This is a genomic window from Streptomyces sp. NPDC087906 (genome assembly GCF_055584925.1).
Genome location: NZ_JBVJLC010000003.1, coordinates 904548 through 920636, shown reverse-complemented (window position 1 = coordinate 920636; position 16089 = coordinate 904548). Strand labels below are relative to the sequence as shown.

Annotated in this window: 15 protein-coding genes, 1 tRNA gene and 1 pseudogene; 10 read left to right on the top strand and 7 right to left on the bottom strand. The window is 70.7% G+C overall.

Annotation, left to right across the window (positions count from 1 at the left end; translation table 11 throughout):
* Positions 1–146: 146 nt before the first annotated feature.
* The 4 genes from ACZ63I_RS13445 to ACZ63I_RS13430 form a co-directional block, all read right to left on the bottom strand.
* Positions 147–1043 (bottom strand): amino acid ABC transporter permease, encoded by an 897-nt coding sequence (locus ACZ63I_RS13445; RefSeq protein WP_469338262.1) that lies wholly within the window; start codon positions 1041–1043, stop codon positions 147–149.
* Positions 1040–1714: an amino acid ABC transporter permease gene (locus tag ACZ63I_RS13440; protein ID WP_469338260.1), complete on the bottom strand. Its 675-nt coding sequence runs from the start codon at positions 1712–1714 to the stop codon at positions 1040–1042. The genes ACZ63I_RS13445 and ACZ63I_RS13440 overlap by 4 nt, the downstream gene beginning before the upstream one ends.
* Before the next feature lie 90 nt (positions 1715–1804).
* Entirely contained in the window at positions 1805–2647 is an 843-nt protein-coding gene (locus ACZ63I_RS13435; protein WP_469338258.1) for a glutamate ABC transporter substrate-binding protein, read from the bottom strand.
* Positions 2648–2731: 84 nt separating this feature from the next.
* Positions 2732–3517, bottom strand: coding sequence for an amino acid ABC transporter ATP-binding protein (locus tag ACZ63I_RS13430; protein ID WP_469338257.1), 786 nt, complete (start codon positions 3515–3517; stop codon positions 2732–2734).
* Positions 3518–3784: 267 nt separating this feature from the next.
* Here ACZ63I_RS13430 and ACZ63I_RS13425 point away from each other — a divergent pair, with 267 nt between their 5' ends.
* Complete coding sequence (locus ACZ63I_RS13425) at positions 3785–4507, top strand: response regulator transcription factor (protein WP_469338255.1); 723 nt, start codon at positions 3785–3787, stop codon at positions 4505–4507.
* Positions 4508–4513: 6 nt separating this feature from the next.
* Positions 4514–5905, top strand: coding sequence for a sensor histidine kinase (locus ACZ63I_RS13420; protein WP_469338254.1), 1392 nt, complete (start codon positions 4514–4516; stop codon positions 5903–5905).
* Here ACZ63I_RS13420 and ACZ63I_RS13415 read toward each other — a convergent pair.
* Positions 5895–6335 carry a TAXI family TRAP transporter solute-binding subunit gene (locus ACZ63I_RS13415; RefSeq protein WP_469338396.1) on the bottom strand — a complete coding sequence of 147 codons (441 nt, stop codon included), beginning with the start codon at positions 6333–6335 and terminating at the stop codon, positions 5895–5897. The genes ACZ63I_RS13420 and ACZ63I_RS13415 overlap by 11 nt on opposite strands.
* On the opposite strand from ACZ63I_RS13415, the gene ACZ63I_RS13410 reads away from it, so the two are divergent.
* A tRNA-OTHER gene (locus ACZ63I_RS13410) sits at positions 6297–6397 on the top strand. The two genes, ACZ63I_RS13415 and ACZ63I_RS13410, sit on opposite strands and share 39 nt — an antisense overlap.
* On the opposite strand, the pseudogene ACZ63I_RS13405 reads toward ACZ63I_RS13410, so the two are convergent.
* Positions 6354–6875: pseudogene (locus tag ACZ63I_RS13405) on the bottom strand (TAXI family TRAP transporter solute-binding subunit); the annotation flags it as partial. The gene ACZ63I_RS13410 and the pseudogene ACZ63I_RS13405 overlap by 44 nt on opposite strands.
* Before the next feature lie 99 nt (positions 6876–6974).
* Between ACZ63I_RS13405 and miaB the strand changes: the two are divergent.
* The gene (gene miaB / locus ACZ63I_RS13400; protein ID WP_469338252.1) at positions 6975–8474 is read left to right on the top strand and encodes a tRNA (N6-isopentenyl adenosine(37)-C2)-methylthiotransferase MiaB; all 1500 of its coding nucleotides are present in this window, start codon (positions 6975–6977) and stop codon (positions 8472–8474) included.
* Between the two features lie 59 nt (positions 8475–8533).
* Positions 8534–9250: a class III extradiol dioxygenase subunit B-like domain-containing protein gene (locus ACZ63I_RS13395; protein WP_469338250.1), complete on the top strand. Its 717-nt coding sequence runs from the start codon at positions 8534–8536 to the stop codon at positions 9248–9250.
* A 46-nt stretch (positions 9251–9296) separates the two neighbouring features.
* Here the strand turns inward: ACZ63I_RS13395 and ACZ63I_RS13390 are convergent, their stop codons facing one another.
* Positions 9297–9536: an antitoxin gene (locus ACZ63I_RS13390; RefSeq protein ID WP_469338248.1), complete on the bottom strand. Its 240-nt coding sequence runs from the start codon at positions 9534–9536 to the stop codon at positions 9297–9299.
* Positions 9537–9693: 157 nt separating this feature from the next.
* On the opposite strand from ACZ63I_RS13390, the gene miaA reads away from it, so the two are divergent.
* From miaA to ACZ63I_RS13365, 5 genes are all read left to right on the top strand, one after another.
* Positions 9694–10632: a tRNA (adenosine(37)-N6)-dimethylallyltransferase MiaA gene (miaA, locus tag ACZ63I_RS13385; RefSeq protein WP_469338247.1), complete on the top strand. Its 939-nt coding sequence runs from the start codon at positions 9694–9696 to the stop codon at positions 10630–10632.
* A gap of 107 nt (positions 10633–10739) precedes the next feature.
* Positions 10740–11195, top strand: coding sequence for a hypothetical protein (locus tag ACZ63I_RS13380; RefSeq protein WP_469338387.1), 456 nt, complete (start codon positions 10740–10742; stop codon positions 11193–11195).
* Between the two features lie 50 nt (positions 11196–11245).
* Entirely contained in the window at positions 11246–12142 is an 897-nt protein-coding gene (gene dapF, locus ACZ63I_RS13375) for a diaminopimelate epimerase (RefSeq protein WP_469338385.1), read from the top strand.
* 137 nt (positions 12143–12279) lie between these two features.
* Entirely contained in the window at positions 12280–14355 is a 2076-nt protein-coding gene (locus ACZ63I_RS13370) for a RelA/SpoT family protein (RefSeq protein WP_469338245.1), read from the top strand.
* A gap of 145 nt (positions 14356–14500) precedes the next feature.
* On the top strand, positions 14501–15952 hold the full coding sequence (locus ACZ63I_RS13365; RefSeq protein WP_469338244.1) for a M1 family metallopeptidase: 1452 nt from the start codon (positions 14501–14503) through the stop codon (positions 15950–15952).
* Positions 15953–16089 lie beyond the last annotated feature (137 nt).

Genomic DNA, 16089 nt, shown 5'->3' with positions numbered 1-16089 from the left:
CGTACGGTCGTGCTGTCAGTGGCGCTTGAGCCTGTCGGACAGGCCCTGGGAGCCCGATGCGTGATCACAGAACGTATGCAACCTATTGGGGGTGCCCCCGTCAAGTGACGCCCGCGGCGGCGCGTACACCGTGTGCCACATGCGCCTCAGCGGGTGTTTCCACCCCCGATGACGACCACTTCCTCGGCGTCGCCGGCCCCGAGGACCGCGCCCGTGCTCTTGCGCGCCTTGCGGAGCTTGCGCTCCAGCCAGCCGGCGAAGGTGGTGAGCGCGAAGTTCAGCACGATGTAGATCAGGGCGATGACGGTGAAGGCCGCGATGACATTGGCACCGTAGTTCGCCGTGATCGTGCGGTTCTGCGAGAGCAGCTCGGGCAGGCCGAGTAGGGCGCCGCCGAGCGCGGTGTCCTTCACGATCACGACGAGCTGGCTGACCAGGGCGGGCAGCATGGCCGTCACCGCCTGCGGCAGCAGCACGGACGACATGACCCGGCCCTTGCGCATCCCGATCGCCTTGGCGGCGTCGGTCTGGCCGCTGGGCAGCGAGAGGATGCCGGCCCGCACGATCTCCGCCATGACCGAGGAGTTGTAGAGCACCAGGCCGGTCACGACCGCGTACAGCGGGCGGATGTCGGACGAGAGGTCGGCGAACTGCACGTACAACTGAAGGGCGAAGATCATCATCAGCAGTACCGGGATCGAGCGGAAGAACTCGACCACGATGCCGGCCGGGATCCTGACCCAGCGGTGGTCCGACAGCCGGCCGATGCCGAGCAGGGCGCCCACCGGCAGGGCGATCACGATGGACAGTGCCGCCGCTTTCAGGGTTTCGCCGAGCCCCGGCAGCAGATAGGTCGTCCAGACCTTCGGGTCCGTGACGAACGGACTCCACTTGGCCGAGGTGAGCTGATCCTGGTCGAGCAGGGCGGATATGACCCACCAGATGGCCAGCGCGAAGAGGATCAGGAACACGATCGTGTAGAGAATGTTGCGCCGCTTGGCACGGATACCGGGCGCGTCGTACAGCACGGACTGGTTGCTCATCGCTTCACCGCCACTCGCTTGGCCACCCAGCCCAGCAGCAGGCCGACCGGGAGGGTGAGAACGATGAAGCCGAACGCGAAGACCGCGAAGACGGCGAAGAGCGAGTCGCTTTCGTTCTCGACCATGGTCTTCATCAGCGCCGCCGCCTCGGCGACGCTGATCGCCGCCGCCACCGTGGTGTTCTTGGTGAGGGCGATCAGTACGTTGGCGAGCGGGGCGACGACCGACCGGAACGCCTGGGGGAGCACGATCAGCCGCAGCACCTGGAAGAAGCTCAGCCCCAGCGCGCGGGCCGCTTCCGCCTGCCCGACGGGCACCGTGTTGATGCCGGAGCGCAGGGCCTCACAGACGAAGGTGGAGGTGTAGGCGGTCAGTCCGAGGATGGCCAGCCGGAAGCCGATCTCCTTGAAGTTCTCGCCGCCGAGCTTGATCAGGAGCGTCTGGTTGAGCCCGAGGGAACACGCGACGATGACCACGGTCAGCGGCGTGTTGCGGACGATGTTGATGTAGGCGGTACCGAATATTCGCATCAGCGGTACGGGACTGACGCGCATCCCGGCCAGCAGCGTTCCCCAGATGAGGGAACCGACTGCCGAGAAGAGGGTGAGCTGCACCGTCACCCAGAAGGCGCCGAGCAGGTCGTACTGCCCGGAATCAAGAAAGTCGAACACGATGCCCCGCGCTCTCCCCTGGTTGGCTGGTCGGTACGCGCCGCCGGCCGGGCCGGCGGCGCGTCACCGCTTCTCTTCGGCCGGCGTGTGTCAGCCGGCGGCGATCTGCGGGGCGGGCTCGTTCTTGTAGTTGGCGGGGCCGAAGTTCTTCTTCACGGCCTTCTCCCAGGAACCGTCCGACTCCATCTTCTTGAGGGCGGCGTTGACCTTGTTCAGCAGGTCCGTGTCGCCCTTCTTGAGGCCGATGCCGTAGTTCTCGTCGCTGAGCTTGAGCCCGGCGAGCTTGAACTTGCCCTGGTGCTCCTTCTGCGCGGCGTAGCCGGCGAGGATGGAGTCGTCCGTGGTCAGCGCGTCAACGGCCTTGTTCTCCAGGCCGCTCAGGCACTCGGAGTAGCCGCCGAGCTGCTGGAGGTCGGCCTTGGGAGCGAGTTCCTTCTGGATGTTCTGCGCCGACGTCGAACCGGTCACGGAGCAGAGCTTCTTGGAGTTGAGGTCAGCGGCCTTGGTGATCGAGCTGTCGTCCGCGCGCACCAGCAGGTCCTGGTGGGCCAGCAGGTACGGGCCCGCGAAGTCCACGCGCTGCTTGCGCTCGTCGGTGATCGAGTAGCTGGCGACGACGAGCTTCACGTCGCCGTTGGCGATGAGGTTCTCGCGCTCGGCGCTCGGCGACTCCTTCCACTCGATGTCCTTGGCGTCGTAGCCCAGTTCCTTGGCGACGTACGTGGCGACGTCGACGTCGAATCCCGCGAAGGTGCCGTCCGGCGTCTTCAGACCGAGACCCGGCTGGTCGTACTTGATCCCGATGGCGATCTTGCCGCCGCCGTCGCTGCCGCTGCCGCTGCCGCTGTCGTCGCTGTCGCCGCCGCACGCGGTGGCCGTCAGCGAGAGGACGAGTACGGCAGCCGCTGCCGCGCTTGCCTTGTGGAGCTTCATCGTTGAACTTCCCTCGGGTGAGACGTGGAAGAGACAGGGTGGAGCAGACAGCTCGTAGAACAGACAGCTCGTGGAACAGGCAGGTCAGTGGTGCAGGATCTTCGAAAGGAAGTCCTTGGCACGGTCACTGCGCGGGTTGTTGAAGAACTCGTCCGGGGTGGTCTCCTCGACGATCTTTCCGTCCGCCATGAAGACGACCCTGTTCGCCGCCGAGCGCGCGAAGCCCATCTCGTGGGTGACGACGACCATCGTCATTCCCTCGCGCGCCAGTTGCTGCATGACCTCAAGGACCTCGTTGATCATCTCGGGGTCGAGTGCGGAGGTCGGTTCGTCGAAGAGCATGACCTTGGGGTCCATCGCCAACGCCCGTGCGATGGCCACCCGTTGCTGCTGTCCGCCGGAGAGCTGAGCCGGGTACTTGTCGGCCTGCGAGCCCACGCCGACCCGGTCGAGGAGGGTGTGCGCCTTCTCCTCCGCCTCCCGCTTGCCGAGCTTGCGGACCTTCGTCTGGCCCAGCGTGACGTTCTCCAGCACGGTCTTGTGCGCGAAAAGGTTGAACGACTGGAAGACCATGCCGACATCGGCCCGCAGCCGGGCGAGCTCCCTGCCTTCGGCCGGCAGCGGCTTGCCGTCGACCGTGATCGAACCTGAATCGATCGTCTCCAGGCGGTTGATGGTGCGGCACAGTGTGGACTTACCGGACCCGGAGGGACCGATGACGACCACGACCTCGCCACGGGCGATGGTCAGATCGATGTCCTGGAGCACATGCAGCGCGCCGAAGTGCTTGTTGACGTTGCTCAGTACGACCAGGTCGCCCGCCGCCGGCACGGCGTCCTCGGTGCCCTTGGTCACTGACACTCCGCTCATCGGCTTATTGCTCCGTCCTCCTCGGTTGGGAAGGACCATAGGCATGGGCCGCGACCAGCGTCATTACATCTGAGCGGAACTTGAGCATAACGATCGGGCAGCGGACGGACACGCCGCGTGAGGGGGCGGTGCGGGGCGTACCGGGTGCGTAACGGAAAGCACGGGGAGCCGGACTGGGCCTTGACGGCTGCGGTGTCATGGGCGTGGATGCCGGGAGGGGAAGTACCACAGGAGTGCCACAGGAAGTGCCACAGCCAGGGGGGCGCCATGAGACTGCTGCTCGTCGAGGACGACGACCATGTCGCCGCTGCTCTGGCGGCGGTGCTCGCCCGGCACGGCTTCGACGTCGTGCACGCCAGGAGCGGTGAGGAGGCGCTGCGGGCGCTGCTGCCCGCCGCCAACGCCGGCAAGGCGCCGTTCGGGGTGGTGCTGCTCGACCTCGGACTGCCCGACCAGGACGGCTACCAGGTCTGCGGCAAGATCCGGAAGATCACCGCGACCCCGGTGATCATGGTGACGGCCCGCGCCGACGTACGCTCCCGCATCCACGGCCTCAACCTCGGCGCCGACGACTACGTCACCAAGCCGTACGACACCGGTGAACTGCTCGCCCGTATCCACGCGGTGAGCCGGCGCGGCACCGCGGCCGAGGAGCCGGCCGGGGCCGAGCGGTCCGCACCCGCGCTCGGGCGGGTCACGCTGGAGCCGGCCAACCGCCAGGTCAGCGTCGACGGCACCCCCGTACCGCTGACCCGCAAGGAGTTCGACCTGCTGGCGCTGCTCGCCCAGCGGCCCGGTGTGGTCTTCCGCAGGGAGCAGATCATCAGCGAGGTGTGGCTGACCAGTTGGGAGGGGACCGGGCGCACCCTCGAAGTGCATGTGGCGTCCCTGCGCCACAAACTCGGCATGCCGTCGCTGATCGAGACCGTGCGCGGCGTCGGCTACCGGCTCGTCGTGCCCGCCGCGCACCCGGGCAAGCAAGGCCAGTAACGCCCCGTGCGCACCCGACTTCTCCCGCTGCTCATCATCCTCATGGCGGCCGTGCTCCTCGCCCTCGGCTTCCCGCTGGCCGCCAGCCGCGCCGCCGGGCAGCAGCAGGACGTCGTGGTGGACCGGATCGACGACACGGCGCGGGTCGCCGCGCTCGCCCAGTTCGTCACGGAGAGCACCACGGGCTCGCAGGACAGGCGCCGCGTGCTCGCGGAGGAACTGGCCAGGTACTACTCCGTCTACGGCATCAGGGCCGGTGTCTTCTACCGCGACAACCGGCCGTTGGCACGGGCCCCGCAGAACTGGACGGTCCCCAAGGAGGGCGAGGGCAGGCAGGCGTTCGACGAGGCGCTGCTCGGCCGCCGCAGCGACGACCCGGAGCAGGTCTGGCCCTGGCAGGACGGCCGGCTGATCGTCGCCTCACCGGTCGTCAGGGACGGCGATGTGGTCGCCGTCGTGGTGACGGACTCGCCCACCGGGCAGATGCGTTCGAGGATCCTGCGCGGCTGGCTGGTCATCGGCGCGGGCGAGGTGGTGGCGATGCTGGTCGCCGTCGGGGCGGCATTCCGGCTGACGGGCTGGGTCCTGCTGCCGGTACGGGTGCTCGACGCGGCCACCCACGACATCGCCACCGGGCGGATGAAGTCACGGGTGGCCGCGGGCGGCGGACCGCCCGAACTGCGGCGCCTGGCCGTCTCGTTCAACGAGATGGCCGACAACGTCGAGGACGTGCTGGAGCAGCAGCGCGCCTTCGTCGCCGACGCCTCCCACCAGTTGCGCAACCCGCTCGCCGCCCTGCTGCTGCGGATCGAACTCCTCGCCCTCGAACTGCCCGAGGGGAACGCGGAGATCGCGTCGGTGCGCACGGAGGGCAAGCGGCTCGGGCACGTACTGGACGACCTGCTGGACCTGGCGCTCGCCGAGCACGCCGAGGCCGACCTGCGGCTCACCGACATCGGCGCGCTGGTGGCCGAGCGGGTCGACGCCTGGCGGGCCGTCGCCGACGAGAAGGGCGTACGGCTGTCTGAGGAGGGCGCGGCCGTCACCGCGTGGGCCGATCCCGTCGCGCTCTCCAGCGCGCTCGACGCGGTGCTGGACAACGCGCTCAAGTTCACCCCGGCCGGCGAGGCGGTCACCGTCACGGTCGGACGCGGCGGCGAGACCTCCACGGTCGTCGTCAACGACGGCGGCCCGGGGCTCGCTGACGACGAACTGGCCCGTATCGGCGACCGCTTCTGGCGCAGCAACCGCCACCAGAACGTCAAGGGCTCAGGACTCGGCCTGTCGATATCGCGCGCCCTGCTGAACGCGGGCGGCGGCTCGATCAGCTACGCCCACGGCGACCCGGGCGGCCTGCGCGTCACCCTCAGCGTCCCGCGCTCGTCGCCTACGGCTTGACCGAGCGGTAGTAGCGCTTCGCGCCCTCGTGCAGGGGGAGCGGGTCCGTGTAGATCGCCGTCCGCAGGTCCACCAGTTGCGCGGGGTGGACCTCCTTGCCGATGCGGTCCCGGCTGTCGATCACGGTCCTGGTGAAGCCCTCCGCCAGCGCCGGGTCCGTCAGGTCCGTGGTGACCAGCAGGTTCGCCACCGCGACCGTCGGCACCGCCTCGCCGTCCTGCGCGTCGCGGTACGCGTCGGCCGGCATCTCCGCCGACCGGTAGTAGTGCGAAGCGATCTCGCCCGTGGCGTGCAGCTTCGCGATCAGCGCGGGCTCCAGCGGGACCAGCCGGACGGGGAAGCGCTCCGAGAGCTGCTCCACGGCCGCCGTGGGCAGGCCGCCGGACCAGAAGAAGGCGTCGAGCCGGTGGTGCTCCAGGCTCTCCGGCATCGTGTCGATCCCGTCGGGCACCGCCCTGATGTCGGCCCGCGGGTCGAGTCCCGCCGCCTTCAGCAGCCGGTCCGCGATCAGCCGCACGCCCGAGCCGTCCTGCCCGACGCCCACCCGCAGGCCGCGCAGATCGGCCGTCGTCCGCACGGCAGAACCCTTCGGGACGACGAGCTGCACGTAGTCGTCGTACAGCCGCGCGCAGCCCCGCAGCCGCTCGTAGCCGACGTCGCGGTCCTTCTGGTACTTCGCCACGGCGTCGGCGGTGGCGATGGTGAACTGCGCCTCGCCCCGCGCCAGCCGCGCCAGATTCTGCTGCGAGCCCTCGCTGGTCGTCAGCTTTATCGACACGTTCGGCAGATCGCGGTCGAGGTACGGGCTGAGCAGCTCGCCGTAGCGCTGGTAGACGCCCCTGTTCGCACCGGTGCTGAAGGTCACCGAGCCGCTCGGCGAGGACTCCCTGATCGGTACCAGCCACCACACCAGCACCCCGAGCACCACCAGCACCGCCGCACCGCCCTGCACGGCGCGGTTGCGGATCATCCGGGAGACGGCGGGGACCATGGCGCCGATCCTGTCAGCTCACCGCACACGGTGGCCAGGGCCCGCCCCGTACCGTGACCCCGTACCCTGGTGGGCGAGATGAGCGCGAAGACTTACGAAGTGCGCACCTACGGGTGCCAGATGAATGTCCACGACTCCGAGCGGCTGTCGGGCCTGCTGGAGGGCGCGGGATATGTCCGCGCCCCGGAGGACGCCGACGGGGACGCCGATGTCGTCGTCTTCAACACCTGCGCGGTGCGGGAGAACGCCGACAACAAGCTGTACGGCAACCTCGGCCGGCTCGCGCCGATGAAGACCAAGCGGCCCGGCATGCAGATCGCCGTCGGCGGCTGCCTCGCGCAGAAGGACCGCGAGACCATCGTGCGCAGGGCGCCCTGGGTCGACGTCGTCTTCGGTACGCACAACATCGGCAAGCTGCCGGTCCTCCTGGAGCGCGCCCGCGTCCAGGAAGAGGCGCAGATCGAGATCGCCGAGTCCCTCGAGGCGTTCCCCTCCACGCTGCCCACGCGCCGCGAGTCCGCCTACGCCGCCTGGGTCTCCATCTCCGTGGGCTGCAACAACACCTGCACCTTCTGCATCGTGCCCGCGCTGCGCGGCAAGGAGAAGGACCGCAGGCCCGGCGACATCCTGGCCGAGATCGAGGCCCTGGTCGCCGAGGGCGTCAGCGAGATCACGCTGCTCGGCCAGAACGTCAACGCGTACGGCTCCGACATCGGCGACCGGCAGGCGTTCTCCAAGCTGCTGCGCGCCTGCGGGTCAGTCGAGGGCCTGGAGCGGGTCCGCTTCACCTCGCCGCACCCCCGTGACTTCACGGACGACGTGATCGCCGCCATGGCCGAGACGCCGAACGTGATGCCGCAGCTCCACATGCCGCTCCAGTCGGGCTCCGACACGATCCTGCGCGCGATGCGCCGCTCGTACCGGCAGGACCGCTACCTCGGCATCATCGAGAAGGTGCGCGCCGCCATTCCGCACGCCGCCATCTCGACGGACATCATCGTGGGCTTCCCCGGCGAGACCGAGGCGGACTTCGAGCAGACGATGCACGTCGTGCGCGAGGCGCGCTTCGCGCAGGCCTTCACCTTCCAGTACTCCAAGCGGCCCGGTACGCCGGCGGCCGACATGCCGGGACAGATCCCCAAGGAGATCGTCCAGGAGCGGTACATGCGGCTCTCCGCCCTCCAGGAGGAGATCTCCTGGGAGCAGAACAAGACGCAGCTCGGCCGGACGGTCGACGTGATGGTCGCCGAGGGCGAGGGGCGCAAGGACGGCGCGACCCACCGGCTGTCCGGACGCGCCCCCGACAACCGGCTGGTCCACTTCACGGCGCCGGAAGCGCCGGTACGGCCCGGCGACGTGGTGACCGTCGACATCACCTACGCGGCCCCGCACCACCTGCTGGCCGAGGGCCCGACGCTCACGGTGCGCAGGACGCGCGCCGGGGACGCCTGGGAGCGGCGCGAGTCGGCCGCGAGCGGAAAGAGCGACAAGCCGGCGGGTGTCCTGCTGGGGCTGCCCACCATCGGCGTACCGGCGCCGCTGCCCGCCGTGACAGGCGGCTGCTCCGTCGAGCCGTAGGCTCGTCGCCCGGCGGCCCGGGGCCTCGTCCACGGTGCGGGACGTCTAAGGTGCGGGACATGCTGGTCGCCGCTGCCGTCTGCCCCTGTCCGCCGCTGCTCGTGCCCGCCGTGGCCGCGGGCGCCGCAGCCGAACTCGACGCGCTGCGCGCCTGCTGCGCGGACGCCCTGGGGGTGCTGGCAGCCGCCCGCCCCGACCGGCTGCTGGTCGTCGGGCCCGCCGAGCAGGCGCGGCGCGGACCGTATCCGCAGGGCGCCGCCGGATCGTTCCGCGGCTTCGGCGTCGATGCCGACGTGACGCTGGGGACCGCTACGGGCGAGGCGGCCGGTGAGCGTCCGCTGCCCGCCTCCCTCGCCGTGGCTTCCTGGCTGCTGGAGAGCGTCCGCTGGTCCGCGTCACCCGTCGAGGGCCTCGGCGTGGGGGAACCGCTGGCCGCCGAGCGGTGTATGCGGACGGGACGGGAGATCGCGGCGCGGCCCGGCCGTACCGCACTGCTGGTGATGGGGGACGCCAGCGCGTGCCGGACGGTCAAGGCGCCGGGCTATCTCGACGAGCGGGCGGCCGGATTCGACGCGGAGGTGGCACGCGCCCTGGGAGCGGCGGACACCGCCGCGCTCGCGGCGCTCGACACGGAGCTGGCACAGGAACTCAAAGCGGCGGGCCGGGCACCGTGGCAGGTGCTGGCAGGCGCCGCCGAGGGCACAGCCCTGGGCGGCGCGCTGCTGTACGACGAGGCGCCCTACGGCGTCGGATACCTGGTCGCCGCCTGGTCGTGACCGGGCAGATCACCCGGGCGGTCGGGAATCCGGCCGCAGGCGCGCATCAGGCGGCGGGCGGCGGGGGAGTGCCGTCGTCCTTCTGGGAGATCCGGTCGAGCGCGTCCTTGGCCTTGCCCGTGCCGGTCTCGATCGTGCCGCTGTACTTGCCCTTGGTCTTCTCGTCCACGGTCCTGGCGGCCTTGTCCAGGCCCTGACCGATCTTGTCCCCGTGCTGCTGCGCGAGGTCGGAGACCTTGTCCTTGGCCGGCGAGAGTTTGGCCTTGAAAGAATCCATGAAGCCCATGGGCCACCTTCTCTCGATCAACTGCACATCAACTGGCAGGGACAATCGCCCCGTCTTCCTCACCCTACTCAGGGGCGCCGGATTCCGCTCCGCCGGCAATTCCGCTCCGCGGACAACGCGTGTGGGGCGCGCCGCGCGCGTTTGCGAGACTGGGGAGGTGAGAACCGCAGCTCCCGCACCGCGGGTCATCGCCGTCGTCGGTCCCACCGCGGCAGGCAAGTCCGATCTGGGCGTTCATCTCGCCCGGCAACTCGACGGTGAGGTGGTCAACGCAGACTCCATGCAGTTGTACCGGGGAATGGACATCGGAACGGCCAAGCTGACCGAGCGGGAGCGCGCCGGTGTCCCGCACCACCTCCTGGACATCTGGGACGTGACGGAGGCGGCCAGCGTCGCCGAGTACCAGAAGCTGGCCCGGGTCGAGATCGACCGGCTGCTCGCCGCCGGGCGCACCCCGGTACTCGTCGGCGGCTCCGGGCTCTACGTACGCGGCGCCATCGACGCCCTGGACTTCCCCGGCACCGACCCCGAGGTGCGCGCCAGGCTGGAGGCCGAGCTGACGCTGCGCGGCTCGGGCGCGCTGCACGCCAGGCTGTCGGCGGCCGATCCGCAGGCGGGCCGGGCGATCCTGCCCAGCAACGGCCGCCGGATCGTCCGCGCGCTCGAAGTGATCGAGATCACCGGCAAGCCGTTCACCGCCAATCTCCCCGGCCATGACGCCGTGTACGACACCCTCCAGATCGGCGTCGACGTCGCCCGCCCCGAACTCGACGCGCGGATCGCCCTGCGGGTCGACCGGATGTGGGAGGCGGGTCTGGTGGACGAGGTGCGCACGCTGGAGGCGGCGGGCCTGCGCGAGGGGCGTACGGCCTCCCGCGCCCTCGGCTACCAGCAGGTGCTCGCCGCGCTGGCCGGGGACTCGACGGACGAGGAGGCGCGGGCCGAGACCGTACGCGCCACCAAGCGCTTCGCGCGGCGCCAGGACTCCTGGTTCCGGCGCGACCCGCGGGTGCACTGGCTGGGCGGCGGAGCCGAGCATCGGGAGGAACTCCCCGGCCGTGCGCTGGCGTTGGTCGAACGAGCGGTCACAGCCTGATCACGTGATGGCATCGGGACGCTCCGGCCGTCAATCCGGCGCCCGCGAGCGTGCCATCATCGAGCATCGATCGACAGGTGGAGTCCGAGTGGGGAGGGCGCGTGGCGATGGAGGCCGGCCCTCGAAACAGCGATTCCGCGACCGAGCGGCCCGAGGACACGCGGCGCCCGCAGGACGACGCGCCGCGGCTCAGCCCGGACGGTCCTGACGAGGAGGACGTGGCTCCCGAGGTCGAGGTGGAGCTGCGCCCGCAGCGCAAGCTCCGGATCTGGCAGCTCGCCCCGATCGTGGCGCTCGCCGGTGTCGGCTCCCTGATGTTCGCCTTCCCGCTCGCCTTCGGCACCGGGGACGGCGGAGCCGTCGTCGCGATGCTCGGACTGCTGATCAGTTGCTGCGCGGCGGGCTGGGGCATGATGGCCGCCCGCAAGGTCGGCTACACCTGGCCGGGGCTGCCGTCCAGGGCCTCGGGCGAGCGCGCCGACTGGCGGTTCGTCGCCCTGTACCTGGTGGTCGCGGTGGCCGTGGTCGCCCTCGCCGTCTGGCGCGTCGCGCGGCTCCGCTGATCCCCGCGGCGGGCCTCAGCTCGTACGATGGACCCGTGAGCACCTCGCAGATCTCCCCGATCGCCTTCCTCAAGGGCCACGGGACCGAGAACGACTTCGTGATCGTCCCCGACCCGGACAACGCCATCGACCTGCCCGCCCGTGCCGTGGCCACGCTCTGCGACCGCAGGGCAGGGGTCGGCGGCGACGGCCTGCTGCATGTCGTGCGGTCCGCCGCGCACCCCGAGGCGCGGGACATGGCGGCCGAGGCGGAGTGGTTCATGGACTACCGCAACGCCGACGGGTCCGTCGCCGAGATGTGCGGCAACGGCATCCGGGTCTTCGCGCGCTATCTGCAGCGGGCCGGCCATGCCGAGGCGGGCGATCTGCGGATCGCCACCCGGGCCGGCGTCAAGAAGGTCCATCTCGCCAAGGACACCGCGGGCGGGCCCGGCGCGGGTGAAGCGGGGGACGTCACGGTCGAGATGGGCAGCGCCACGCTTCCCGGCACCGAGGTACGGGTCGCGGTCGGCGACCACGAGTGGCCCGCGCGCAACGTCAACATGGGCAATCCGCACGCCGTCACGTTCGTGGACGACCTGGCGCGGGCCGGCGAGCTGTACACGGCGCCGTCCGTCACCCCTGCGGGCGCCTACCCCGACGGGGTCAACGTCGAGTTCGTCGTCGACAGGGGCCCGCGCCACGTGGCCATGCGCGTCCATGAGCGCGGCTCGGGCGAGACCCGCTCCTGCGGCACCGGCGCCTGCGCCGTGGCCGTCGCCGCCGCTCGCAGGGACGGCCAGGACCCGGCCTGCACCGGAGCCCCCGTCACCTACACCGTCGACCTGCCCGGCGGCCGACTGGTCGTCACCGAGCGTACGGACGGCGAGATCGAGATGACCGGGCCCGCCGTGATTGTCGCCGAAGGGCACTTCGACCCGGTGTGGCTTGAATCGGTCATTGCCTGAAACTCGCTCGAATGGGTGATCAGTTTCACGCTGGGCAAGAGCTGGTCCGGGCCACGTGGTGGGCTCGATAGCATCAAGCACCGGCCCCGAGGGCGCTCCTGCTCCTCCACCGCCGGTCGAAGCTGCCGGAGGTGCCCATGAGTGCAGAGGCCACCAGCCCTGGTGCCCACAGCCGCAAACGCGGCCTGCCCAGGATCGACCTCCGCAGAATCGGCAGGGCCGCCCTGCTCGGCCCTGCCTCCAGGGACCGGCTGCCCGACGCCATGGGGCATGTCGCCGAGGCCCATCGGGCGCATCATCCCGACGCGGATCTCGCGGTCCTGCACAAGGCGTACGTGCTGGCCGAGGCGTCCCACCGGGGCCAGTACCGCAAGAGCGGCGACCCGTACATCACCCACCCGCTCGCGGTGACGCTGATCCTCGCCGAGCTGGGCGCCGAGACCACCACGCTGACCGCTGCCCTGCTCCACGACACCGTCGAGGACACGGAAGTGACCCTCGATCAGGTGCGGGCGGAGTTCGGCGACGAGGTCTGCTACCTGGTCGACGGGGTGACCAAGCTGGAGAAGGTCGACTACGGCGCCGCGGCCGAGCCGGAGACCTTCCGCAAGATGCTCGTCGCCACCGGCAACGACGTCCGGGTGATGTCGATCAAGCTGGCCGACCGGCTGCACAACATGCGCACGCTCGGCGTGATGCGCCCCGACAAGCAGGCCCGCATCGCCAAGGTCACCCGCGACGTGCTGATCCCGCTCGCCGAACGGCTCGGTGTCCAGGCGCTCAAGACCGAGCTGGAGGACCTGGTCTTCGCGATCCTGCGGCCCGAGGAGTACGAGCAGACCCGCGCCCTCATCGCGGACAACGCGACGGCGGGCGACGCGCTCGCCGCCATCTCCGAGGATGTCAGGAGCGCGCTGCGCGAGGCGGGCATCACCGCCGAAGTCCTCGTCAGGCCGCGCCACTTCGTCTCCGTCCACCGGTCGAAACTCAAACGCGGCGAGCTGCGCGGCTCGGACTTCGGCAGGCTGCTGGTGCTGGTCGGTGAGGACGCCGACTGCTACGCGGTCCTCGGCGAACTGCACACCTGCTTCACGCCGGTGATCTCCGAGTTCAAGGACTTCATCGCCGCGCCGAAGTTCAACCTGTACCAGTCGCTGCACACCGCCGTCGCGGGACCCGACGGCGCCGTCGCCGAAGTCCTCATCCGTACGCACCAGATGCACAAGGTCGCCGAGGCCGGTGTCGTGGCGCTCGGCAACCCGTACGTCTCGGTCGAACCGGCCGACGAGCCGGCCGGCGAGCGCGCCGACCCCACCCGGCCGGGCTGGCTCTCCCGGCTGCTGGAGTGGCAGGAGGCCGCCACCGACCCCGACACGTTCTGGACGACGCTCCGCGACGACCTGGCGCAGGACCGGGAGATCACCGTCTTCCGCGCCGAGGGCGGCATGCTCGGCCTGCCGGCCGGCGCGACCTGTGTGGACGCCGCGTACGCCCAGCACGGCGAGGCGGCCCACGGCTGTCTCGGCGCCCGGGTCAACGGCCGGCTCGCGCCACTGAGCACCGTGCTGAGCGACGGCGACACGGTCCAGTTGCTGCTCGCCCAGGACGCCGCGTCAGGGCCCTCGCCCGAATGGCTCGACCACGCGAAGACCCCCGCCGCCCGGATCGCGATCAACGGCTGGCTCGCCGCGCACCCGGAGGCGGTGAAACTCCCCGACGCCGCCCCCCGCCCGCCGGCCGCCCAGAGCGCGGGGAAGCGCGGCGCCGCCAACGCCGTCGTAGGGCTGCCGAACGCGACCGTACGGCTCGCCGGGTGCTGTACGCCCGTACCGCCCGACGAGATCACGGCCTTCGCCGTGCGCGGCGGCGCCGTCACCGTCCACCGGGTGGAATGCTCCGCCGTGGCGCGGATGGAGGCCTTAGGGCGCAACCCCGTAGAGGTGAGCTGGACGGACGCGGCGGAGTGCCGTGTCACGCTGTACGCCGAGTCCTTCGGGCGGCCCCGGCTGCTTGCCGACCTCACGGAAGCCATCGCCACCGCGGGCGCCGGCATCGTCTCGGCGACCGTGGAGCCGCCCAGCAGGCAGCGCGTGCGGCACACCTACACCCTCCAGCTCCCGGACGCCGCGAGCCTGCCGGGGCTGATGCGCGCCATGCGCGACGTACCCGGTGTGTACGACGTCAGCCGGGCGCAGCACTCGACGACCGGCTGAGACGGGGCCGACCGGCGCTGAGACAAGGCCGACTCGCTGAGGCAGGGCGGGAAGGGGCAGCCGGGCGCGCGCCCGGCTGCCCCTTTCGAGTGGGATCGGAGCGCGCCGCCCGCGCGCACCCGGCGGCCACTGGTAGCGGTGGTCCATGCTGCTCACCTCCCGCCGGCTGCGCGCCGCTCTGCTGGCCATCGCCTCCGCCACCCTCGTCGCCGCGACCCTGCCGGCGCCGGGGCCGCTGGGCATCGGCGATCCGCTCTTCCCCGAACTGGGCAACCCCGGCTACGACGTACGCTCCTACGACCTCGACTTCACCTACGGCGGCGACAACAGCAAACCGCTGGACGCCGTCACCAAGATCCACGCGGTGGCGACCGAGCGCCTGGAGCGGATCAACCTCGACTTCACCCACGGCACCGTCCGCTCCGTCGAGGTCAACGGCGCACCCGCGCAGTTCGAGACGGCGGGCGAGGACCTCGTCGTCACCCCCGCCGAACCCGTCGAGGCCGGGGCCCGGATGTGGGTCACGGTCGGGCACACCAGCGATCCGACCGGCACGGGCGGCGGCTGGGTGCGCACCACCGACGGCCTGGTGATGGCCAATCAGGCGAACGCCGCACACCGGGTGTTCCCGAGCAACGACCACCCGGCGGACAAGGCGTACTACACCTTCCATGTGACGGCGCCGCAGAAGCTGACGGTCGTGGCCAACGGACTGCCCGTGGACACCCGCCGGCACGGCGCGAGCACCACCTGGACGTACCGCACCAGCCACCCCATGGCCTCGGAGCTGGCCCAGGTCTCCATCGGCGGCTCGGCCGTCCTGCACAGGGAAGGTCCTGACGGACTGCCCGTACGGGACGTGGTGCCCGCTGCCGACAAGGCGAAGCTGGAGCCCTGGCTCGCGAAGACGCCGGACCAGATCCGCTGGCTGGAGTCGAAGATCGGCCCGTACCCCTTCGAGACGTACGGGGTGCTGATCGCCGGCGCCGACACCGGCTTCGAGCTGGAGACGCAGACGCTGTCCCTCTTCGAGCGCTCGCTGTTCACCCGCCCCGAGTACCCCGCGTGGTACGTCGAGTCGGTCATGGTCCACGAACTGTCCCACCAGTGGTTCGGCGACAGCGTCTCGCCGCATGGCTGGTCCGACGTGTGGCTCAACGAAGGGCACGCGACCTGGTACGAGGCGCTGTACGCGCAGGAGCACGCCAAGAAGCCGATGGAGACGCGGATGAAGGAGGCGTACGCCCTCTCCGACGGCTGGCGGGCTGCGGGCGGCCCCCCGGCGGCGCCGGCGCCTCCCACCCCGGGCCAGCAGATCAGCCTGTTCCGCCCGGTCGTGTACGACGGCAGCGCGCTGGTCCTCTACGCGCTGCGGGCGGAGATCGGCGCGGACGCCTTCTCCCGGCTGGAGCGCGTGTGGGTGCGCGAGCACCAGGACGGGAACGCGACCACGGCCGACTTCGTCCGGCTGGCCTCGGAGGTCGCCGGGCGTGATCTGTCCGGGTTCTTCCAGGCGTGGCTGTACGGGACGAAGACCCCGCCGATGCCGGGGCACCCGGACTGGCACAGCCAGCCACCCGCCGAAGACGGTGCGTGAAACCTATGTGACGACCGGGCCGTGCCGTGTCACCATCAACAGGTCGGCGACGCGGCCGGACGGCAGCCGAACCCCGGCCGGACGGCAGTACGGCCGGGAATCAATCCGGGCCGTCACGCGTTGTGACGGTTGTAGCA